This window comes from Flavobacterium sp. C3NV, from assembly GCF_046825355.2.
GTDB lineage: Bacteria > Bacteroidota > Bacteroidia > Flavobacteriales > Flavobacteriaceae > Flavobacterium.
The window spans coordinates 57,100-81,089 of sequence record NZ_JBKQBJ020000020.1; the positions used below are offsets into that span (position 1 = coordinate 57,100).

Genomic DNA, 23,990 nt, shown 5'->3' on the forward strand with positions numbered 1-23,990 from the left:
TTATTTTTTATGTGTTAATATAAATTCTAATTCTTGTTTCCATTTTTGATAAGCCTTATTGTAAGGTTCTGCATTTTTTAATGGTAAAAAGGTCATAACGTGATCGTTGGTCGTAATGCTTGAACCAAATTTATTGTAATCACCATCTTTTAAACCTACCGCTCTTGCTGCTCCTACTGCTCCTGTTGTATTATAAATTCCGATCTCGTGTCCAATTAACGTTGCTACGGTATTCGAAAAAATCTCTGAACGAAATAAATTATCATTTCCAGCCCTAATCACATTTATTGTCGCGTTATCTTCTTTTAGACATTCCATTCCGTACACAAACGAAAAAGCAATTCCTTCTAAGGCAGCTCTGAACAAATGTGCATTATTGTGAATATTCAAATTCAGGTTCAAAAAGTGTGTTCCGATGTTTTTGTTGTTGAACATACGCTCGGCACCATTCCCAAACGGAATCACCACTACTCCCTCTGAACCAACGTCAATTTTAGATGCTTTTCGGTTCATCGATTCATAGGTTTCATCGCCCATATTGTTTCGCAGCCAGCGGTACTGAATTCCGGCTCCGTTGATGTTTAATAATTTACCAATTCTTGGCGTTTGCAATTCATAATTTACATGCACAAAATTGTTGACTCTTGTACTTTTTCCGGAATTCATTTCGCTGACTGCATAGAAAACTCCTGATGTGCCGCCAGTCGCAGCCACTTCACCCGGATTTAATACATTTAGTGACAAGGCATTATTGGGCTGATCTCCCGCTCTGTATACCACCGGAATACCTATAGGAAGTCCTGATTCTTTCGCGCCTTTTTCGTTTAAAACGCCCTGATTCGTAAAATTCTCTACAATATCCGGCGTCAACGACTGATCGATTCCGTAATAATCCAACAACCAATTGGCTACTTTGTTTTCTTTATAATCCCAAAGCATTCCTTCAGATAAACCGTTTTTTGTAGTTCCAATGTCTCCGGTCAATTTATAAGCGATATAATCTCCCGGCAACATGTATTTGTAAACCTGATTGTAAATTTCGGGTTCATTTTCTTTGACCCATTTTAGTTTCGAGGCGGTAAAATTTCCCGGAGAATTCAGCAAATGTTCCATACATTTTTCTTGCCCAATTTCGGAGAAAGCAGTATTTCCAATTTCGACCGCACGGCTGTCACACCATATGATCGCATTACGCAGTGGATTGCATTCTTTATCTACAATAACCAATCCGTGCATTTGATAAGAAATACCAATTCCCTGAATTTTAGACGCTTCTATATTGGCTTCCCGAATCGCTCTTTTGGTTGCCACACATATGTGCTGCCACCAAATTTCAGGATCCTGCTCTGCCCAATCGGGATGCAATGCCACAATTTCCATTTCGTTTTGCGGTTCGTGCAAAACGATTATTTTTTTTCCTGTTTCGGCTTCTGTCAAGGCAACCTTGACTGAAGAACTTCCGATATCATATCCTATATAATACATAATTTATAATGATTCTCTTAAAATTAAACTTGTTGGCACATAATACTGAACCACCTCATCGTTCGTGATAAATCCTGCCGCTTTTGTTCCTAATTCCTTGAAATCCGTCGAAACAACTGAAATTCCTTTGTATATAAATTTCTTCATAGGCGTTTCGTTGTAAGACAAAAAACCAACATCTGTTCCGGGTTCTAAATCTTTCTCTTTGCATTGTTCTAAAAAGTGCCCTAAAATGCGATCACTCACACTGATATAAGCAATTCCTTTTTCGATGCTGAACTTTTTTGCATCTGTAATAACCTTGTATTCAAAATTAAAATCGGCACAAAACTTCTTAAAAAACTCCAATGTCTCTTTTGGGTGATTGGTATAATCCGGATAAATAAACTGTATGTTTTTATACTTTTTAAACAAATCAACCGCCTCTTTCAACGCCTTATAAAATGCTTTGCCAAAATCCTGAAAAACATAATTATTTTTCTTTTTTGTATGAATGTTCCAATCGATCAGCAAAAGCTTTTCATTCGCAATTACATCCAAAGTTGTCGATACCTCTTTATGATCAAAATTCATCACCACATACTTATAATACTTCCCTACGCTATTATTGATAATTGTTTTAAAAACATCAATATTATAATGATGAAACTGCACATCGGTAATCACATTATCTCCCAAATTGTTTACAAACGAATGGTACAACACCTCTTTATACGCCTTAAAAGTATCCAGTACCAAAAGCACTTTTCTGGTTTCGCCCAAGACATAATATCCTTTATTCGGCACAGAATCAATACTGTTTTGCTCTTTTAAAATAGAATACGCCTTAAAAACCGTATCTCTCGACAACTGATTTGTTTTGCAAATACTATTCACTGACGGAAGCGAATCTCCCTTTTGCAAAATATTCTCTGCAATCGCATTATTGATTCCGTTCACCATTTGCTGGTATTTTGGAATATCACTTTCGTGATTTATCTTAAAGACAAATTTTTCTATATTTTCGTTTATCATACTGTTCTGTTCTGGTATGCTAATATAAGTAAATTTGTTTGTAAGAAAAATATGAATTCTTATTTTGTCAAACAATTATAAAAACATTTCAAATTTAATTTTATCCTTCAAAAAACCAGGCAATAATTAATTTAAATAGATATGCATCAGTTATTTAAAAATTAAAATTAAGTTCTCTTTGTGATAGCATTTCCTGCTGTTCCAAATCGATTCTGTAAAGTTTAGCAGCCCTGTGCGAAACAGCTTCTTCTTTTTCATTTGAATCGTGTACTAAATCCATTTGCAATATCTTTCTTCTGAAATTAGATTTATTGATCTCGATTCCGAGGATTTCTTCATAAAGGTGAATGACTTGTAATAAAGTAAATTTCTCCGGCAACAAATTAAATCCAATGGCGCTTTTGCAAATATTCTTTCGCAATTCTTTCAGACTATAATCCAGAATTGCTTTATGCTTATCGTTTAAACCTTTAATTTCGTTGATACCAACCCATACTACATTTGGATTGAAGATCTCATTTTCTATATCCTCTATATCTTTTTTTACCATCGCATAATATCCTATCGAAATATCTTCCTGAGAGGATGATGGAGATGGACAACCAAAAGCTTTCAACTGTTCCAGAAAGGAATTATCAACGCCAATGTACTTTCTTAAAATATTTTGAGCAGTACCTGATATTGTTTCACCTTCTTTGATGTAATCATTAGCGAGTTCAAATTTTAAATTTCCCTGATTGTCCTTGTGTTTAACCAATAAAACTTTCAGGTTTTCTCCTTCAAAATTAAAGATCACACAATCAATTTCTATTCTCTTTGAAGTATATTGACTGGTAGTATTTTTTCCTTTCTCATCTCCCCTTTCCATAGAAAATAAAATTTTAGCGTATTACTATTATTTTCACCATAAACCGAAATCCTAATCGATCATTCTCCTTATACCATAAGGATCTATCGTTACAATTGTACCATCTTCGAGATAATCAATTTTAGTCATTTTCATACTTCTTAAATGCGTTACTCCTTTTGACAAACTCGAATCGTGGTAAAATAAATACCAATCGTTATCGACCTTACAAATAGAATGATGTGAAGTCCAGCCTATTACAGGATTCAAAATTTTTCCCTGATACGTAAAAGGCCCATACGGATTATCTCCTATGGCATAACAGATAAAATGAGTATCACCGGTAGAATAAGAAAAATAATATTTGTTGTTGTATTTGTGTACCCACGAAGCTTCAAAAAAACGACGATTGTTGTCATTCGCCGCTAAAGTCTCTCCGTTTTTATCGACTATTTTGATTTCTTTCGGTTCTTCTGCAAACTCTAACATATCATCTCTCAAAAGGGCTACAATAGGACCTAAAGCGGGTTCATTACCAATTGGCTCTTCATGAGCCGGATCATATTTATTATTTCTGTATTTTTGAAGCTGTCCGCCCCAAATTCCGCCAAAATAAATATAATGTTTACCATCTTCGTCCTCAAAAACGGCAGGATCAATACTATAACTTCCTTTAATAGCATCAGGTTCCGGTAAAAAAGGCCCAACCGGAGAATCGCTTACCGCTACACCAATCTGGAAAATTCCGTTAGCTCGTTTAGCAGGGAAATACAAATAATATTTACCGTTTTTACAGGCTGCATCAGGCGCCCACATTTGCTTTTCTGCCCATGCAACCTCACTTACGTGCAAAGCAACACCATTATCTACCACTTCTGATTGAATGTTTTCCATCGAAAAAACATGATAATCTTCCATACCAAAATGATCTCCATTATCATTGAATGGAATCCCGGCATCAACATCATGCGAAGGATAAATATAAATGTTACCGTTGAATACATGCGCTGATGGATCAGCCGTGTACATGTGCGAAACTAAAGGTTTCGAAATGGCTAATTTATTAATTTGTTCAAAATTAATTTCTTCAATACTATCTTCAGGCATAGTCGTTTTTATGTTTATTTTAAATAATTAAGCTCTTCTTTGTTTTAAGTCAGTTTCTATCTGTGTTTCCATTTTCTTATTGATCTTATAAAAAAACAACAAGGCAACTCCAACCAAAAATGGAATAGCAGGAAAAATACTTACCAATAATTTTATTCCGTTTATAGCAGTATCTGTTTGTGTTGCGGAGTTGGGTACATAATGAAAATATCCTAAAAATAAAGTCGTTAAGGCTCCTCCTATGCTTAAACCGGCTTTTAACCCCACCATCATGGCCGAAAATATAATGGCCGTTGCACGACGATTGTTGAGCCATTCTGAGTAATCGGCAACATCTGCGATCATTGCCCAAAGAATTGGAATTGTGATCCCGTAAAAAAAACCGTGCAGGATTTGGGAGAAAAACATCAAACTAATAGATTGTGGCGAAAAGAAATAAAATGCAAGTACAAATAGGGTCGAAATAAATAAAAACAATCTGAATACATTTCGCTTTCCGTATTTATCCGCAAGATTTTTAGACAATGTAATGCCGACAATCATAAAGATAATACCACCGGCATTAAATAATCCAAATCCAGCCGACACAGGATCGCTTCCAAAATAATTTAATCCCAGATTGGACAATACCTCTAAAATGGGCTGAATAAACAGGGCCAGCTGTTCTTTATTTACATAGTTTTCAAAATAGTACACATACGAACCGCCTTTCATTGCCAGCGTTATAAAAACCAAGGTCGTAAGGGCAAGCATGATCAGCCACGGCGTATTTTTCTTTAAATCGTTTAAATCTTCTTTAATACTTGATTTTTGTTCCGGCTTTGGAATAATACGTTCCTTAGTTGTTAAAAATGTGATCAACAACATGATCGTACCTATTATAGCCAGTACGGTCATTACTTTTTCGATGCCCACAGCTTTATCTCCGTTTCCGGCACTTTTAATAATACCAAGCATGAAAACCTGAACAAAAAACTGGGCAAACATAACCGCCACAAAACGATACGACGACATACTATTTCTCTCACGCATATCACCTGTTATTACTCCGCTTAAAGCAGAATAAGGTAAATTGTTACCGGCATAAAAAAGCAATAACAAAGTATAGGTAACTATGGCATATATTACTTTTCCGTGGTAAGAAAAATCAGGAGTTGTAAAAGCTAATAGCGCAATAAAACCCAGCGGTATAGCAGTAATTAAAATCCAGGGTCTGAACTTGCCCCATTTTGTACTGGTTCTGTCTGCCAAAACACCAATAACAGGATTAAAAATAAAGGCTGCAATTAAACCTACGACCAGCATTATTATTGAAGAATCTGTTGGCGATAATCCGTAGATATCTGTATAAAAATAAGCCAAATAGGTCATCAGGGTCTGGAAAACTAAATTTGCTGCCAGGTCGCCTAAACTGTATCCTATTTTTTCCTTTATAGATAATTTTTGAGAAATGTAATTCATTATTGGTTTGTGGTTATTTTGGTTAATTCAAAAATCAAAAACAGCTTTTGATTTTATAATAATAAGAATTTATTTTATCATTTTTCCGTTTCCTTTTATATGATCTACTATTTTAAAAACAAGTCATCTTATTTCAAACAATCGGTTGTGTAAAATTAGATAAAAAAACATATTATGCAAATTAATATGTTTAATTATTACAATAATACCAAAAACAACCGATTGTAAAATAATTCATAAAAAACAAGTGTTTTTGACCTCAAAAATTATTTTTTTGTTTCTTTTAATTCCAGAACACTATTGTATGCTTTTTTAGGTTGCAGCTTTGTATCAAACAATAATGGATAATTTGTACGTCCTTTTATAGGCCAGTCATTCAACCAGGACTGTCCGTCATGAACTCCCCAAAATGTCACACGGCTTATTTTATCTTTATGCTTTAAGAATAGTTTGAAGATGGAAGCATAACGATCTGCAAGTTTTACCTGAATAGAATCTGGAAGTTTTTCCGGATAAGGATTCATTTTTGCACTTCCTTCAAAATTCTGATTGACATCAGCTCCTTTTAAATCCCAAGGATTTGGAAGCATTGTAATATCAAGTTCTGTAATCGCTACTTTAATACCAAGCGCGGAATAGGCCAGAATACTTTTTTCGATTTCATCTAAAGAAGGACTCGCCAGCCTCCAATGTCCCTGAATACCAACGCCGTCGATTTTCCCGCCCGCTGCTTTTATTTTTTTTATCAACTTAATAGCTCCCTCTCTTTTGGCAGGTTCTTCTATATTATAATCATTATAATATAAATCTACTTTAGGATCGGCAGCAGCAGCTAGTTTAAAAGCATCAACAAGGTATTTCTCTCCAAGTGTATTCAAAAAAACAGACTTTCTCAAAGTACCATCTTCGTTTAAAGCTTCGTTGACAACATCCCATGAATCGATTCGTCCTTTATATTTAGAAACAATTGTTGTAATATGATCTTTCATTAAAGCTTTCATCTCTGTGCTGTCTTTAATTTTTTCCATCCACGGAGCCAATTGACTATGCCAGATCAGAGTGTGACCATGAATAAACATTTTGTTTTTTTCTCCATACGCCACAAATTTATCTGTTAAGGCGAAGTCGTATTTATTTGGAAAAGGATGCACAAACATCGACTTCATAATATTTTCTGCTGTTATAGCATTAAACTCTTTTTTGATCAATGAATCTACTTTGGCATCTTTTTCCTCGATTTGATCTGCACTCAAAGCTGTCCCGATGTAAAAATCATCTTTATAGCTATCCTTTAAAGAGATTGTTTCTACTTCTTGCTTTTTCGCATTACAACTGCTTACTAGTATTAGAGATACCAGTAGTAAATAATAATTAATAAATTTCATTTTTATGGTTTTAGGTTAATAGTTCAATTTTATTTGGCTGGCAATTGGTTTAATTTATAAGCAATTCCCATTTCTAAACCTCTTAACTCAGCAAGACCTTTTAATCTTCCTGACAGAGAATATCCCGGATAAGTTTCTTTTGTTTCATCAACCGAATGCAGGAAACCATGATCCGGACGCATAGGCAAACTCACTTTTGTCTCGTTCATCAACAAAAGAAGTTTTTCTACAATGACTTCCATGTTAGTATCTCCTTTTAAATGTTCTGATTCTCTAAAAATAGTTTCGCTTTCGCGGAAGGTATTTCTAAGATGCAAAAAGTGAATACGATCTCCATAATCGTCTATAATTTTCTCCAGATTATTATCCGGATTTGCTCCTAAAGAACCGGTACAATAACACAAGCCATTTAAATTGAATGGAATTGCTTCAAAAATTGCTTTAAGATCCTCTTCGGTAGAAACTATTCGGGGTAAACCTAACACCGAAAATGGCGGATCATCAGGATGAATTGCTAATTTCGCACCATATTCTGACGCAGTTGGAGCTATTTCTGATAAAAAATGAATGAGGTTTTCTCTTAGTTTATTGTTATCAATATCAGCATAATGATCAAGTAACGAAAGGATTTGCTCTGCTGTAAAATTGATTTTACTTCCCGGCAATCCCAGCAATACATTCTTAAAAAGTAATGCTTTCTCAGTTTCTGAAAGCTGATTACCAAATTTTAGTGCATTTTCTTTCTGCGTTTCAGTATAGTCGCTTTCGGCATTTGGTCTCTTTAAAAGAAAAACATCAAAATAAGTAAAAGCATCCTGATTGTATAACAAAGCTCTGCTTCCATCTTCATTGATAAAATTATGATCTGTTCTAACCCAGTCTAAAATAGGCATGAAATTATACGTGATGATTTTAATACCACAATCCGACAGGTTTTTGATACTAATTTTATAATTTTCAATATATTGAACGTAATTTCCACTTGCTCTTTTTATTTCTTCATGAACCGGCAAACTTTCCACCACCGTCCATTCTAAACCTGCATCTCTAATTATCTGTTGTCTTTCTCTAATGTCAGCTATTTCCCAAACCTCTCCAACCGGAATTTGGTGCAAAGCAGTTACGATTCCGGTTGCTCCTGCTTGTTTAATATCAATTAGACTTACATTGTCGTTGGGTCCAAACCAACGCATCGTTTGTTGCATTTTGATCATAATAATTGTAATTTAAAATCCAATACTATTGCCGCCATCAACAGGCAAAACCGTTCCTGTTGTAAATTTAGATTCATTGGATGCAAAGTAAAACACCGCATCAGCAATATCAGATGGTTCGCCCAAAATTCCCATTGGCGTTCTGCCCAATACTTTATTTTTTCGCTCAGGATCACTGTCTAAAGCTTTTGCAGACATTTTTGTTTTTATAAAACCCGGAGCCACGCAATTTACACGAATTCCAAACGGCGCCAATTCTACCGCCATTGCCCTTGTCATAGATTCTATCGCACCTTTGCTGGCCGAATACGCAATTACTTTCGGAATTCCGTATTGTGAAGCCATTGAACTTATGTTTATGATATTTCCGCCGTTGTTTTCTTTCATGTTTTTCACCACGGCTTTACTCACTGCAAAAACACTCAGAAGATTGGTATGAATTATCGATAGAAAATCTTCATCAGTTACATCCAGAAATTCTTTTTTCAGATTGATTCCGGCATTATTTACCAAAATATCAATCGGATTATTTTTAGTTATGTTTTCAATCATAGCAGGAATTCCGGCGATATCATTTAAATCAAATAAAACCGGAATGGCATTTTCGCCAATTTCTGCGCAAGCTTCTTCTGTTTTTTCTTTTGATCTTCCAATGATATAGGTTTTGATTCCGTTATCACATAATTTCTTTGCAGTTGCAAAACCTAAACCTGAATTTCCTCCGGTTACAATGGCTGTTTTTGTACTCATTTTATTTTATTATTATAGAATTAATTTCCCGGTGCAAACGGAAATTTTAATGATTTGAAATATTCTAATGTTTGTGTTGATTTCTCTACTCCTTCCGGTAATTCCTGACCTGAATATTGCTGAAAATAAAGCAAACACGCATCACGCCACCATTTTGCTTCTTTATACTGAATTTCCAGTAACATTTGCACTTCCTTAAAACGTTCGCTGTCAACATATATTTCGGATTTATTCCAGATATTTTGCATTTCCTGAACCTGATTTACACCTTCCTGATATTTTAAAGCCAGACCATTCCAAAGCGTTTGACCATTTTTCAGTTTATAATCCCAGGAAACATGATGAAACCATAATAAATCTATTTCAGGACAAGTTTGGAGATTATCAAAAATCTTTTCCTGTTCCGGTGCATATTGAGCGGTGGCATTTGTTCCTGTTTTTGATCGGTCAAAACCTATTCCGTTTTTATCTGCTTTATGATAATACGTCGGATTCCATTCCGGTCTCGATAAATTAGAAACCCAGGGCCCCGGACCATAATGATGCCCGGTATCCATAATATGATGCAAACCAAGTGGTGTCATATAATTTACAACCGCTTCTCTCGATGTAATCATCATTTCTTTAATTGGTTTGATGAAATTTTCATTGTTCGAAAAAGTACATCTCAGCCATTCATCAGCAATTGTTTCTGAATCTAAATAAGGGTTCCAGGCCAATCTCCCAAAGCCGTACCAGTTTGCCTGAGCAAAAGGATGACCCGTCCAGTTTAAATCGTTTCCTATATTCGAAACTCCTGCAATTCCGGTAAGCTTTTGCGGACTCAAAGAACCATCAATCACTTTGGCAACCGTTGCTCCTTTACCTTTTTGATAGGTGTCTGATGCTAAAACTTCCTGAAATAATTTTGGCAGATAAACTAAATGTGTGCTAAAACCCAAATATTCCTGAGTAATCTGAAATTCCATCATCAAAGGTGTTTTAGGCATGGCGCCAAACAAAGGATGAAAAGGTTCTCTGGGTTGAAAATCTATTGCCCCATTTTTTACCTGAACAATTACATTGTCTTTAAATTTCCCGTCATACGGCTGAAATTCAGCGTAAGCCTGTTTTGCCCGATCATTGGCATCATGTTCAGAATATACAAATGCTCTCCACATAATTACGCCGCCAAAAGGCGCTACAGCATCGGCCAGCATATTGGCACCGTCGACATGATCTCTTCCGTAATTTTGAGGCCCGGGCTGTCCCTCAGAATTTGCTTTTACCAAAAATCCTCCAAAATCAGGAATTCTTTTATAAATCTCTTTCGCTTTATCTTTCCACCAATTTGCAACTGCAGCATCTTTTGGATCTGCCGTTTTTAAACCTCCAATTTCGATTGGTGCCGAAAAACGGGCCGTTAAATACACTTTGATTCCATAAGGACGAAATACATTTGCCAAGGCTTCTACTTTTTCTAAATATTGCGGAGTCAGGATCAGAGCATTCGCATTTACATTCGTCAAAACTGTTCCGTTAATCCCTATTGAAGCATTTGCTCTCGCATAATCAATATAACGCTGATCTATAAAATCAGGCAATTTTTGCCAATTCCATAAAGAGAAACCAGCATAACCACGTTCGACAGTTCGATCTAAATTATCCCAATGATTCAATACCCTAAGGTTTATTTTGGGAGAATCAACAATATTTAAATTTTTGATTGAGGTATGAGTTTGCATTAATCTTAAAAAACTATAGACACCATATAAAACCCCAACATCATTTTTTCCGGTAATGACAATTTGTTTTTTATTTTTTAATGAAATAGATTTAATGATAAAACCTTCGTTGTTTATATTTTGGAAATCTGATTCAAGTACTTTTTGCAAGTCTAAATTTAAAGCAGTTTGAGCACCTACAATTAAATTATTCTCTCCTTTGATTACTGAACCAATTTCAGGTTTATTTCCCAACATATTCAATATTCCCGTTTCTAATTCGGCTAAGGAAATTTTAGCAGTTTGAGAACTTCCCAAAGAAACAATTCCCTGAAGATTGTTTTTGTATTCTGAAGCCATTACAGCATTTTGTATCTTATCATATTGAAGCCATAATTTATAATCCCTTTGTGCTGATGCAGTCCAGGTAACCATAATAAACAATGCTAATACTCTAAAAAAAGTCTCTTTTATACAGCCCATTTAATTTTATCTTTTTTTGTCCTTAATTTTAAACATAACTCACTTATTGCTATTTAAAACAAATCTATCAGCAAAAAAAATGCTAAAAAAATATGTTATTAAAAATATTACAAATATCGCAATCGGTTGTGCTAAAATACAAAAAATAAGCAATAAAAAAATAAAAAAACATTTTACTTACTGCTTTGGTCTATTTCATCCTCCTTACATATTTAGATGATTGAACTATTTCATATAAAAAAACCTGCTAACATAAAATTACATTAACAGGTTTTATTTAAATTTAAAAATATTGCTTAAATCTTCCTTGAGGACTCACGAATTAATACTTGAGTATTTAAAAAAGTAATCTCTTTTGCATCCTCTTCCTTGGCAGATTTTAGATTTTTGATAATTAACTCGGCAGCAGCTTTCCCCATTTTCTCGGCAGGATGCGTTATAGTCGAAATATTAGGTTCAATTATTTCTGAGATTGGATCGTTATTAAATCCTATAACTGCAAACTCTTCAGGTACTTTAATACCTCTTTTTTTAGCAGTCTGAACGGCACTTACCGCCAGGATGTCCCCGGGAGCAAACAGGCCGTCTGGTGCTTCTTTCAAATCAAATAAATGGTTACAGGCCTTAACACCTTCTTCATAAGTCATGTGTTTTAAGCTTATGATTAAATCTTCATCAACAGGCAAATCATGCTCTATTAAAGCATCAATATAACCTCTTTTTCTTTCATTATAAAGAGTACCAAATTCTGAACCGGCAGTTAAGTGCGCAATCCTTTTACATCCTTGTTCTATTAAATGTTTAGTTGCCTTGTAACCCGCCAGGTGATTATTGATCACAACCCTGAAAGTGTCATAATCTCTGGGCACCCTGTCAACAAATACAAGCGGAATATTATTATTTGAAAACTGCTTAAAATGAGAAGTATCTTTTGTCTCCATTGCCAGAGAACAAATAACGCCGCTTACACGGTTACTATATAATGATTTAGCCAAATCTACTTCTACGTCATAAGAGTCATGCGACTGCATAATAATAACCGAATATTCTGATTTACGAGCTGCAATCTCAATACCACTGATCAGAGAGGATAAAAAAGGCTGTGTAACTGTTGGAATCAGAATACCGATAGTTTTAGACTTATTACCACGCAAACCAGCCGCTAAAGTATTAGGAACAAACCCCATTTCTCTGGCAGTCTGCTTTACTTTTTTTATTGTCTTATCACTTAGACTATGGTGATCTTTTAAAGCTCTTGAAATTGTTGATGTAGCAAGATTCAATTTCTTGGCAATATCATAAATCGTTACATGCTTGTGCTCTTCCATAAATTAAAATACTATAATGAGTAAATGTAATTATTTTAGTGACACAATAGAAGATTGTTTCAAAATTAAGCCTGTTGAATCACTTACAATAGCATTTTTTGATGCATGAAATCTTCTTTAATTATTTTTGAAACATTATTTTTTAGTTTCAAAAAAATAGTATTTCTTTACACAATCGGTTGTTTTTAAATTATAGGAAAAAATCAAATTCAGCACTTTAATAATCAATAAAAGAAAAAGCTAATGGGAACAAAAAAATTTACTTACATAATCGCACTCATCATAACATCTTATTGTTATGGACAAGAAAAAACAGAAAAGTTTTCATTTCAGAATCCTGAATTATCTTTTGAAGAACGGGTAAATGATCTTGTAAAACATTTGACATTAGAAGAAAAGGTATCCCAAATGCTGAATTCTTCTCCTGCAATTTCAAGGCTGGGAATACCGGCTTATGACTGGTGGAACGAAACCTTACATGGTGTAGCACGAACTCCTTTTAAAACTACCGTTTATCCTCAGGCAATTGCGATGGCTGCAACATTCGATAAAAATTCCCTCTTCAAAATGGCTGATTATTCGGCACTGGAAGGAAGAGCAATCTACAACAAAGCCGTTAAGCTCAATCGAACCAACGAGCGCTACCTTGGATTAACGTACTGGACACCCAACATTAATATTTTTCGTGACCCACGTTGGGGACGCGGACAGGAAACCTATGGTGAAGATCCTTATTTGACAAGTATTTTAGGTGATTCATTTGTCAAGGGGCTTCAGGGAGATGATCCTAAATATCTAAAAGCTGCTGCTTGTGCCAAACACTATGCTGTACATAGCGGACCTGAATCTTTGCGCCACACTTTTGATATTGATGTAACTCCTTATGAACTCTGGGATACCTATCTTCCTGCGTTTAAAAAATTAGTAACCGAGTCTAAAGTAGCCGGAGTTATGTGTGCGTATAATGCTTTTAGAACGCAGCCCTGCTGTGCCAGTGACATTCTTATGACAGATATTCTTCGTAACCAATGGAAGTTTGATGGCTATGTAACCTCAGACTGCTGGGCAATTGACGATTTTTTTAAGAATCATAAAACGCATCCGGATGCAGAATCAGCTTCAGCAGATGCTGTTTTTCATGGTACCGATATTGACTGCGGCACAGATGCTTATAAAGCACTGGTTCAGGCTGTAAAAAACGGAAAAATAAGCGAGAACCAAATTGATATTTCTGTAAAACGCCTTTTTATGATCCGTTTCAGATTGGGAATGTTTGATCCTGCATCAATGGTACAATATGCCCAAACTCCGGATTCTGTTCTGGAGAGCAAAGAACATAGCAATCATGCTTTAAAAATGGCCAGTCAATCAATGGTTTTACTTAAAAATGAAAAAAATATCCTGCCACTAAGTAAAAACTTAAAAAAGATTGTGGTTTTGGGGCCAAATGCAGATAATTCAATTTCTATTTTAGGAAACTACAACGGAACTCCAAGTAAATTGACAACTGTTTTACAAGGGATTAAAGAAAAGCTGGGCGCAAATACAGAAGTCGTTTATGAAAAAGCAGTTAATTTTACTAATGACACGTTATTAGTCTACAAGGATCTTAAAAATCAATATTTATACGAAGGAAAGCAGGGTTTTAAAGCACAATATTACGATAATGTCGATTTGTCCGGAAACCCGGCTGCAGTAAGAACAGAATCAGAAATTAATAACTTTTGGCAGGAAGGTGAAACTGTTCTTAATAACATAAAAGCAAACCATTTTTCTGCCCGTTATACCACTGATTTTAAGGCTGACCAGGATGGTTCTATTACTTTTGAACTCAATGCTGATGATGGGTATCGCTTTTTAATTGATGGAAAAGAAGTAATAAACGCATGGGAGAAAAACAGATGGGGAGAAAAAACATTTAAATTAATGACCAAAAAGGATGCGGTTTATCATTTAGTTTTAGAATACTGGCAGGGAGAAGGAAAGGCAAACGTAGCCTTAAATACCGGAAATTTTGAAAAAACTGATTTTACAAAATTGGTTGATCGAAATAAAGATGCAGACGCCTTTATTTATGTTGGCGGAATATCTCCGCAGCTTGAAGGAGAAGAAATGCCCGTTAACTTTCCCGGATTCTCAGGAGGTGACCGCACCTCTATCCTGCTCCCACAAGTACAAACCCGATTGATGCAAGCGCTAAAAACCTCAGGAAAACCAGTTGTTTTTGTTATGATGACCGGAAGTGCAATTGCGATTCCGTGGGAAGCAGAAAATATTCCTGCAATCCTTAACGCATGGTATGGAGGTCAGGCGGCAGGAACTGCGGTAGCCAATATTCTTTTTGGAGATTATAATCCTGCAGGAAGATTGCCTGTAACATTTTACAAAAGTGATTCAGACTTATCGGCTTTTGTTGATTACAGCATGGATAATAAAACGTATCGTTATTTTAAGGGAAATCCTCTTTACGGCTTTGGGTATGGCCTGAGCTATACTTCGTTCAAATACGATCAATTGAATATTTCTTCAAAAATAAAAAAGAATGAAACTCTTTCGATCTCTGTAAAAATTACCAATACAGGCAAAAGTGAAGGTGAAGAAGTTGCCCAATTGTATGTAATAAATCAGAATTCAGCTGTAAAGACACCAATTAAAACATTAAAAGGATTTGAAAGACTGAATCTAAAATCAGGCGAAAGTAAAACCATCACCTTTACTCTTTCTCCTGAAGACCTGTCGTATGTTACTGCCGAAGGAAGCTTAAAACAATACGAAGGAAAAATTAAGCTTGCAATTGGCGGCTCACAGCCAGATGAAAAAAATGAAATAAAAAGTAATATCGTTTCTAAAATAATTTTGATAGAAAAATGATAATGCTAATTTGAATTAAAAACATAGCCTGATTTGAATCCTTCTCTTCGCAAAAAAGTCCTAATGAAAATTAGGACTTTTTTTTTATGGATAAATTTTAGATTGTAGATTCAATTAAATATAGAAATTTCTCCCTTTTATGTTTTATGCACTTTTCAATTCAGGAATCAAACATTACTTCAATCCTGAGTAAAAAAACCTCAACCTATTAGCAAAACGGCACAAATACATCATTTGTATTATATAATGCTTCAAATATAGTATTCTATCTATTACAGTAAAACTAAATTTACATTCTTAATTTTTTACTGATTCTACACTATTAGATATAAAAAATTATATAATTAAAAAATAAGTCATACTAAATAAGAGAATATTAATAAATTAAGTTTCAACAAACTCTACTACAAAACCTAAAACCACATGATGAAAAAACAAATTAAAAAATATGCCTTTTTTATGCTAATTGTTCTTGCAAACGGACATGCTCAAACAAAAAAACATATGGATGCTAAAAAACCTATCGAAGAACGAATTTCGCTTTTGATGAAAGAAATGACATTAGAAGAAAAAGTCGGACAAATGAATCAATACAATGGCTTTTGGGATGTTACAGGTCCAGCTCCGAAAGGCGGAAGCGCTGAATTAAAATACGAACACTTACGAAAAGGCCTGGTAGGATCAATGCTTACGGTTCGTGGTGTAAAAGAAGTTCGTGCCGTACAAAAAATTGCTGTAGAAGAAACCCGTTTGGGAATTCCGCTAATTATTGGTTTTGATGTAATTCATGGCTATAAAACGTTAAGCCCGATTCCGTTGGCAGAAGCGGCGAGTTGGGATTTGGAAGCCATTAAAAAATCGGCGGCGATTGCGGCAGATGAGGCTTCGGCATCTGGTATTAACTGGACTTTTGCTCCCAATGTCGATATTACAAATGATGCACGTTGGGGACGCGTAATGGAAGGTGCCGGTGAAGATCCTTATTTGGGAAGTAAAATAGGTTACGCAAGAATAAAAGGTTTTCAAGGCGAAACTATTGCAGATTTAGCTAAAGTAAACACGATCGCAGCTTGCGCCAAACACTTTGCAGCATATGGTTTTGTCGAAGCAGGATTAGAATATAATATGGTAGATATTAGTAATTCTAAATTATACAACTCGGTTTTACCGCCTTTTGAAGCGACTGTTCAGGCGGGAGTTCGTACGTTTATGAATTCATTTAATACACTAAACGGCGTTCCGGCAACTGGAAATGTTTTTTTACAAAGAGATATTCTAAAAGGAAAATGGAAGTTTGATGGTTTTGTGATTTCAGATTACGCTTCGATTCGCGAAATGATTGCACACGGATACGCCAAAGATGAAGCCGACGCAACAGCAAAAGCAGTCATTGCAGGTTCAGACATGGATATGGAATCGTATTTGTATGTCGCAAAATTGGTTGGTTTAGTGAAAGAAGGAAAAGTAAAAGAATCCTTGGTTGATGATGCTGTTCGCAGAATTCTACGTGTAAAATTTGAATTGGGACTATTTGATGATCCGTACAGATATTGCGACGAAAAGCGTGAAAAAGAAGTTGTTGGCAGTAAAGCGAATAACGATGGTGTTTTAGAAATGGCTAAAAAGTCGATTGTATTATTAAAGAACGATAAAAATTTGCTTCCGCTAAAGAAATCCGGACAAAAAATCGCTTTGATTGGCGCTTTGGCAAACGATAAAAATAGTCCGTTGGGAAGCTGGAGAATTGCTGCCGATGATAATACTGCCGTTTCGGTTCTTGAAGGAATGCAGCAATACAAAGACAATCAATTGACTTTTGAAAAAGGTGCAGATTTGCTTTCGCAAAAAGCTACTTTCCTGACAGAAACAGTTTTCAATACAACAGATAAAAGTGGTTTTGAAGCGGCAAAAAAAGCGGCAAAAAATGCTGATGTTGTCGTGATGGTTTTAGGCGAATACGGTTTTCAAAGTGGAGAAGCAAGAAGCAGAACCGACTTGAATTTACCGGGATTACAACAAGAATTACTAGAGGAAATCTATAAAGTAAACCCTAATATTGTTTTGGTTTTAAATAACGGTCGTCCGTTGAGTATTCCGTGGGCTGCAGAAAATATTCCAACAATTGTAGAAGCCTGGCAACTAGGAACTCAAACCGGAAATGCCGTGGCTCAGGTTTTATATGGCGATTATAACCCAAGTGGAAAATTGCCTATATCTTTCCCGAGAAATGTTGGGCAAGTTCCTATGTATTACAACAAATACAGCACGGGAAGACCAATCGACAGTGATAAAAATGTGTTTTGGTCTCATTATATGGATGTGGAAAAAACACCTCAGTTTCCGTTTGGTTTTGGATTGAGTTATACGAAGTTTGATTATAAAAACCTTAAAATCAACAAAACGTCTTTTGCAAAAGGAGAAAAAATTCAAGTAAGCGTTGACGTTACCAACTCTGGAAATTATGATGGTAAAGAAGTGGTTCAGTTGTATATAAACGACGCTGTTGCCAGTATCGTAAGACCTGTAAAAGAATTAAAAGGTTTTGAACTTGTTACATTAAAAAAGGGAGAAACTAAAACAATTCAGTTTACATTGACAGAAAAGGAACTTGGTTTTTATGACAATGAAGGCAAATTTTTAACAGAGCCTGGCTTGTTCAATATAATGGTTGGATGGAATTCTAATGAAGGACTTACCAGTAAATTTGAATTAAAATAAAGTCTTTAAAAAAAAATTAAACACATAGAAACATAGGTTATATAGAAAAAAGTTGTCAAAAAGAGAAACAAGTTTCTTTCACATAGTCCTAAAGTATTGAGATTTTTAACGCAGATTTAAAAAGATTTAAGCAGATTATTATTAAAATTAGATCTGCTAAATCTGCGTGAAACAAAATCTTTTAAATCACTTAAAAGTTTAATCAGGAAAGTAATTAAAAAAATCCGTTTTTATCAGCGTTTTCGCTTTAGCGAATCAGTAAAATCAGCGTCTGATTTTGACGCGGATAAAACAGATTTAATTCGTAAAAACGCAGATAAAAACGGATTTGATTTGCAATAATTTTATTTTTTGAAAACTTAACTTAATGACATTATCCGAAGCGCAATGTCATTAATTAAGGGAGAGTATATAATGGTACAGTGAATAAATCTAGCAAAGACGCAAAAATCGTAAAGATTTTGTCATTTCGACGAAGGAGACCCGAGCGATAGCGAACAGACGAAGTAAATCCTCGTAAGTGACTCCGCAACGAAAATCCAATCTTTGTCGAGCTTCTCGCGAGGATTTACTTCGTCTGTTCGCTATCGCTCGGGTCTCCTTCGTCGAAATGACAATATTGTGTTTAAGCTTTGCGGTTTTGCGAGATTAAATTTTAGTTTATAAAAACTTAACTTAATGACATTGGCCGAAGCACCGGGATTTATTCTTAAGTCAACAACCTAATAACCTGAGTACGATTACTTAATAATCGAGCTCAGGTTTTTGGCAATATGATAAAATTTATACCTAAAAACTTTATTTCATGTTTAGTTTTATTAATATTGTTTATATATACGTAAAACAGGATCAATCCTAAAAACTTGTGGAGATAAAAAAAATACCACAGAGAACGCAAAGTTTTTTAAATATATTAAGTTTAGAAAAAAACACAAAGTTCACAAAGCTTTGTGGACTTAGATTGTGTAAACACGACTTAAATCTTAGTGAACTCTGCGAATCCCGATAGCTATCGGGATTGCGTTCTCTGCGTTAAAAAATAATTAACGAGTATAAAATTTTTAATGTTTCTCCACAAGATTTAGCATTGATCTATAAAATTGAGGTTAATTTTCAAATTTAATTTTCAGAGCAAATTGATAATAATACTATTAAATGAAAAATATTAAATATATTCTTGTATGCTTTTTTGTGTATGCAAATTGCTTGTTTGCTCAGGACAAATTTGACAACTACCAATTTAGAAGCATACAGGAAACTACTTCAAAAAGAGCCATTTCTTCGATTATTCAGGATAAAAATGGATTTATTTGGATAGGTACAAACGGCACGGGTTTGTATCGATATGATGGTGTCAATTATTTTGGATATGAATACAATAAAAAGCCAGGTTCACTAAACAGTAACTTTATTTATGCCTCTTTTATTGATTCTGATAATAACTTATGGGTGGGTACTGATGACGGTTTGTGTTTGTACAACAGGGATTTAGATAATTTTACTAAAATCAATATTGAAGATGTAATTAGAAAAGGTTATGACGAACCTATTACTGTAAAGACAATTATTGAGGATAATAACGGAAATTTAATTCTGGGAACTTATGGTTTTGGATTATTCAAACTCAATAAAAAAACTTTAAAAACTACTCTGATTCCGTCAAAGGTGTTGGACAAATTTAATTTTCTAATAAAATCTTCGGTAAAAAATAAACGAGGTATTATTTATCTGGGAACAAGTTATGGACTTTTAGAACTTGATTTAAACGGAAAACTCAAGCAGGTTTATAAAGATAAATTTAAAAGAGAACCATTATTAGACGATATCGAAAATCTGGTTATAGATAAATACGGATATATATGGCTGGGAACGACTGAAAGCGGTCTGATAAAAATTAAACCTGAAACAGATAATTATCAATTTGAAAATTATGCTATTACCAAAAACAAGATCTTATCGATTATAGAAAGCAGTCACGACTATATCATTTGCGGTACCGAAAATGACGGATTATTGGTTGTCAATTATAAAGGGCAAGTACTCCAAAAATATTTGCATAGTAAGTATAATGACTTTAGTTTAAAATCCAATTCGGTTTGGTCTTTATACGAGGATAAAGAAAAGCGACTTTGGTTGGGCTATTTTAATAAAGGACTTGGCGTATTTGACAAACCCAATAACAAATTCAATTCGCTTGAATCACAGGTAAACAACGATAATTCACTTCAAACCAGTTATGTCACTTCGATTATAAAAGATAAAAAAGGAAATCTGTTAATCAGTAATGAAGGCGGAGGTCTCGATATTTATAATCTCAACAATAAAAGTTACGTTCATGTCAACAAAAACAATCAAAGCTACTATTCCGGTTTAGATGCTGTTGATATTCAGTCCATATTTATAGACAGTAAACAAAATATTTGGATAGGAAGCTGGGATCGCGGCATCTACTTTCTTAAAAATGGCACTACCCGATTCATAAACTACAATACAGCAAATACTTCGGGATTAAAATCGAATCGTGTTTTTAGTTTTTCTGAAGATTCAAAAGGCCGAATCTGGATTGGAACTTTTATAAAAGGATTGCATTATTATGATAATAAGAACAATACATTTATTCATTGTGAATCGAGATCATTTACAGAAAATGCTTTAGACAACGCGTTCATCCGTAAGGTTTTTGTAGACTCTGATAATGTTTTGTGGGTAGGAACCATCTTAGGGCTGTATCAGGTAAGTTTAAAAAACGACTCTGATTTTAAAGTGACCAATATGCGTGATGCCATGTTCAAGGACAAAACGAAGTACAACAGCATTCAGACTATTTTATCGATTTATGAGTCTAACGATAAAACGATATGGATAGGAACAGACGGCGAAGGATTGTTTAATTATAATAAAAAAGACAAGACATTTTCGAACTATAATAACTTTCCGGGGTTTAAAGAAAAATCGGTTCGCGCCATCATTTCTGATAACAACGGATCTTTATGGATAAGCGGCGGATCAGGTTTAACAAAACTCGATTTTAAAAATAAAAAAAGCACCAATTTCACTAAAGATGACGGTCTTGTAGATAACGATTTCAATAATAATGCGGTTTTTAAAGATGGAAATGGAGAGTTGTATTTTGGCAGTTATGAGGGAGTAAATTATTTTAATCCTAACGAGATCAAAAAAACAGAAAAAGCGCCAAAATTGTATTTCAGCGATTTCAAATTGTTCAATAAATCTGTAAAACCCAATGAAGATTCCTCGCCGTTAAGCAAAGTAATTTCCCAAACTAAAGAAATTATGCTCAACTACACACAATCGGTTTTTACGATTGAATATGTGGGAATTAATTATAATTATTCTAAGAAAAACCAATATGCCTATTATCTGCAAGGCTTTGAAAAAGACTGGAATTATGTCGGCAATAACAGAACCGCAACGTATACCAATCTGGCGCCGGGTGATTATATTTTTAAAGTAAAATCGGCAAATGCAGATGGTTCCTGGAGCAATACTCCATTAGAATTAAAAATAAAAATCCTTCCTCCGTGGTGGAAAACCTTTTGGGCGTATTTATTGTATACTTCTATTTTAGTTTTCCTGATTATATACCTGAATAAAATTTATCAAAACCGTTTTAAAGCCAAACAAGCAATACTATTAGAAAAAGAAAAAAACATTCAGTCAGAGAAATTAAACAATAAGAAATTACAATTCTTTACCAATATTTCGCATGAATTCAGAACTCCGTTAACGTTGATTATTAATCCGCTGGAAGATATTTTAAGAAGTAAAAATGTATCTCCCGAAATACATAATAAATTAAAAATCGTACACAAAAGTTCCGACAGGCTTTCGAGACTGATCAACGAGCTTATGGATTTTAATAAATTAGAGTTTAATAAAATTTTCCTTCAGGCCAAAAAAATCGAAGTCGTAGCCTTTACACAAGGCATCATAGGTTATTTTGATGAAGAAGCTGCTGCGCGAAATATCACCATTAATTTTGAATCTGCATTTGATGAGCTTGAAGACTGGCTGGATCCTAAAATGCTGGAAAAAATATTGTTTAATATTATTTCAAATGCATTTAAATTTACTCCTGATAACGGTGCTATTACCGTTTCTATTAATAAATCAGATGCTGATAATGCATTGCTAATTAAGGGCGTTGAAGTTCCTTCTTTTTCGATAACCATTACAGATACGGGTTCAGGAATTCGTAAAAAAGACCTCAACCGAATCTTTGACCGATTCTATCAGGTCAATAATGTAAATAAAGATTACTACGGCAGCACCGGAATTGGTCTGGAGGTCGTAAAAGAATTTATCGAACTGCATAAAGGTAAAATTGATGTTGAAAGTGAAGTGGGACAAGGCACAAAATTTACGGTAACTTTTCCTTTGGGTAAATCTTTTTATAAGAAAAGTGAAGTTGTAGACGAGGTTTTTAAAATCGAAAAAAATAAAAATAAATTTCTGTCTGAATCCGCTCATGATCCATCTGAAGATAATGAGTTTACGAATGAAAACATCGAAAATAATGTTGTCGAAACTGCAAAACCGTATACTGTTTTAATTGTGGAAGATAATCCTGAATTAAGAAATTATCTCAAAAATGAACTAAGCAAATTATACAAGGTTATTGTAGCCGAAAATGGTCAGAAAGGCTACGAAATTGCGGTTCAGAAATTGCCGGATTTGATTATTACAGATGTTATTATGCCGGTTATGGATGGGCTGCAGTTGTGTAAAAACATAAAAGGCGATTTAAAAACGAGTCATATTCCTTTGTTAATGCTCTCGGCAAAAGCAATGGTAAAAGACCGACTGGAAGGAATTGATTCCGGCGCTGATATGTATTTGAGCAAGCCATTTGAGTTAGACATTTTAAAATCGAGTCTGGCACAGCTTATTACGAGCAGACAAATCATGTTCAAGAAATTTTACAGCGGAATCACAAAAGACGGCAAAGAAAAAACAACTTCGCTGGATAATGAATTCATTCAAAAAATCCTCCATTTTATTAATGAAAACATCAGCGAACCCGAATTGACTGTCGAACTTTTATCTTCTAAAATCTATTTGAGCAGAAGTCAGTTGTATCGAAAAATAAAAACATTAACAGGCGTTTCGGTCAATGAGTTTATTAGAAATGTACGATTAGAAAAAGCCAAACAACTCATCGAAAAAGGGAATAGTAATATTAATGAAATTAGCTATAAAGTAGGTTTTACTTCTCCCTCCTATTTTGCAAAATGTTATAAAATCAAATACGGGCATTTGCCTACACAGGAAAAAAGACCAAAAGAATAAGGCAATTGTTCTAGTATAAAAATGCCATTAAAAAGAGCTTCGATTGTATAGTCGAAGCTCTTTTTTTGTCAGGCAATTTTCTCAAAAAAGAATGGATTTAAAACCAAATAAAAATCCATATATCAAAAATATTATCTCTTTTTTTAAACAAACAATATTTTTTAACCAAAAATTTTAGCAATATCTCAGTAGCTATTTTTATGATTTTAGGCTGTTTTTGAGCCGTAACAGGGTGTCAGATGTTTTTTTTGCATCATCTGTTGCACAATATGCTTCATCTATTCTACAATAGCACACCTCTAGATTCTACTTTC

13 protein-coding genes are annotated in these 23,990 nt (G+C 34.4%); 3 read left to right on the forward strand and 10 right to left on the reverse strand.

The annotated features are described in order from the left end of the window. The 10 genes from ACIDC4_RS22345 to ACIDC4_RS22390 form a co-directional block, all read right to left on the reverse strand. The gene (locus ACIDC4_RS22345; RefSeq protein ID WP_412045043.1) at positions 1–1,485 is read right to left on the reverse strand and encodes a xylulokinase; all 1,485 of its coding nucleotides are present in this window, start codon (positions 1,483–1,485) and stop codon (positions 1–3) included. Positions 1,486–1,488: 3 nt separating this feature from the next. After that, positions 1,489–2,499, reverse strand: coding sequence for a GntR family transcriptional regulator (locus ACIDC4_RS22350; protein ID WP_412045042.1), 1,011 nt, complete (start codon positions 2,497–2,499; stop codon positions 1,489–1,491). A 154-nt stretch (positions 2,500–2,653) separates the two neighbouring features. Next, the gene (locus tag ACIDC4_RS22355) at positions 2,654–3,367 is read right to left on the reverse strand and encodes an NUDIX hydrolase (protein WP_412045041.1); all 714 of its coding nucleotides are present in this window, start codon (positions 3,365–3,367) and stop codon (positions 2,654–2,656) included. Between the two features lie 51 nt (positions 3,368–3,418). Continuing rightward, entirely contained in the window at positions 3,419–4,453 is a 1,035-nt protein-coding gene (locus tag ACIDC4_RS22360; protein ID WP_412045040.1) for a glycoside hydrolase family 43 protein, read from the reverse strand. Positions 4,454–4,480: 27 nt separating this feature from the next. Further along, positions 4,481–5,914, reverse strand: coding sequence for an MFS transporter (locus ACIDC4_RS22365; protein ID WP_412045039.1), 1,434 nt, complete (start codon positions 5,912–5,914; stop codon positions 4,481–4,483). A 266-nt stretch (positions 5,915–6,180) separates the two neighbouring features. Beyond that, positions 6,181–7,299 (reverse strand): endo-1,4-beta-xylanase, encoded by a 1,119-nt coding sequence (locus tag ACIDC4_RS22370; protein ID WP_412045038.1) that lies wholly within the window; start codon positions 7,297–7,299, stop codon positions 6,181–6,183. 29 nt (positions 7,300–7,328) lie between these two features. Next, a complete protein-coding gene (gene uxuA, locus ACIDC4_RS22375; RefSeq protein ID WP_412045080.1) occupies positions 7,329–8,504 on the reverse strand; it encodes a mannonate dehydratase in 1,176 nt (391 codons plus the stop codon). Between the two features lie 21 nt (positions 8,505–8,525). Then, positions 8,526–9,263, reverse strand: coding sequence for an SDR family NAD(P)-dependent oxidoreductase (locus ACIDC4_RS22380; RefSeq protein ID WP_412045037.1), 738 nt, complete (start codon positions 9,261–9,263; stop codon positions 8,526–8,528). A gap of 20 nt (positions 9,264–9,283) precedes the next feature. Beyond that, on the reverse strand, positions 9,284–11,449 hold the full coding sequence (locus tag ACIDC4_RS22385; protein WP_412045036.1) for an alpha-glucuronidase family glycosyl hydrolase: 2,166 nt from the start codon (positions 11,447–11,449) through the stop codon (positions 9,284–9,286). Between the two features lie 296 nt (positions 11,450–11,745). Then, entirely contained in the window at positions 11,746–12,777 is a 1,032-nt protein-coding gene (locus ACIDC4_RS22390) for a LacI family DNA-binding transcriptional regulator (protein ID WP_412045035.1), read from the reverse strand. A gap of 243 nt (positions 12,778–13,020) precedes the next feature. Between ACIDC4_RS22390 and ACIDC4_RS22395 the strand changes: the two genes are divergently transcribed. From ACIDC4_RS22395 to ACIDC4_RS22405, 3 genes are all read left to right on the forward strand, one after another. Then, a complete protein-coding gene (locus ACIDC4_RS22395; RefSeq protein WP_412045034.1) occupies positions 13,021–15,648 on the forward strand; it encodes a glycoside hydrolase family 3 protein in 2,628 nt (875 codons plus the stop codon). 426 nt (positions 15,649–16,074) lie between these two features. Further along, entirely contained in the window at positions 16,075–18,366 is a 2,292-nt protein-coding gene (gene bglX, locus ACIDC4_RS22400; RefSeq protein ID WP_412045079.1) for a beta-glucosidase BglX, read from the forward strand. A gap of 1,155 nt (positions 18,367–19,521) precedes the next feature. After that, positions 19,522–23,676: a two-component regulator propeller domain-containing protein gene (locus ACIDC4_RS22405; RefSeq protein WP_412045033.1), complete on the forward strand. Its 4,155-nt coding sequence runs from the start codon at positions 19,522–19,524 to the stop codon at positions 23,674–23,676. Positions 23,677–23,990: the final 314 nt, after the last annotated feature.

What these genes read in the sequence shown, in the direction of transcription:
- ACIDC4_RS22345 (WP_412045043.1), bottom strand. Translation starts at nt 1,485, where the DNA reads ATGTATTATATAGGATATGATATCGGAAGTTCTTCAGTCAAGGTTGCC.
- ACIDC4_RS22350 (WP_412045042.1), bottom strand. Translation starts at nt 2,499, where the DNA reads ATGATAAACGAAAATATAGAAAAATTTGTCTTTAAGATAAATCACGAA.
- ACIDC4_RS22355 (WP_412045041.1), bottom strand. Translation starts at nt 3,367, where the DNA reads ATGGAAAGGGGAGATGAGAAAGGAAAAAATACTACCAGTCAATATACT.
- ACIDC4_RS22360 (WP_412045040.1), bottom strand. Translation starts at nt 4,453, where the DNA reads ATGCCTGAAGATAGTATTGAAGAAATTAATTTTGAACAAATTAATAAA.
- ACIDC4_RS22365 (WP_412045039.1), bottom strand. Translation starts at nt 5,914, where the DNA reads ATGAATTACATTTCTCAAAAATTATCTATAAAGGAAAAAATAGGATAC.
- ACIDC4_RS22370 (WP_412045038.1), bottom strand. Translation starts at nt 7,299, where the DNA reads ATGAAATTTATTAATTATTATTTACTACTGGTATCTCTAATACTAGTA.
- uxuA (WP_412045080.1), bottom strand. Translation starts at nt 8,504, where the DNA reads ATGCAACAAACGATGCGTTGGTTTGGACCCAACGACAATGTAAGTCTA.
- ACIDC4_RS22380 (WP_412045037.1), bottom strand. Translation starts at nt 9,263, where the DNA reads ATGAGTACAAAAACAGCCATTGTAACCGGAGGAAATTCAGGTTTAGGT.
- ACIDC4_RS22385 (WP_412045036.1), bottom strand. Translation starts at nt 11,449, where the DNA reads ATGGGCTGTATAAAAGAGACTTTTTTTAGAGTATTAGCATTGTTTATT.
- ACIDC4_RS22390 (WP_412045035.1), bottom strand. Translation starts at nt 12,777, where the DNA reads ATGGAAGAGCACAAGCATGTAACGATTTATGATATTGCCAAGAAATTG.
- ACIDC4_RS22395 (WP_412045034.1), top strand. Translation starts at nt 13,021, where the DNA reads ATGGGAACAAAAAAATTTACTTACATAATCGCACTCATCATAACATCT.
- bglX (WP_412045079.1), top strand. Translation starts at nt 16,075, where the DNA reads ATGAAAAAACAAATTAAAAAATATGCCTTTTTTATGCTAATTGTTCTT.
- ACIDC4_RS22405 (WP_412045033.1), top strand. Translation starts at nt 19,522, where the DNA reads ATGAAAAATATTAAATATATTCTTGTATGCTTTTTTGTGTATGCAAAT.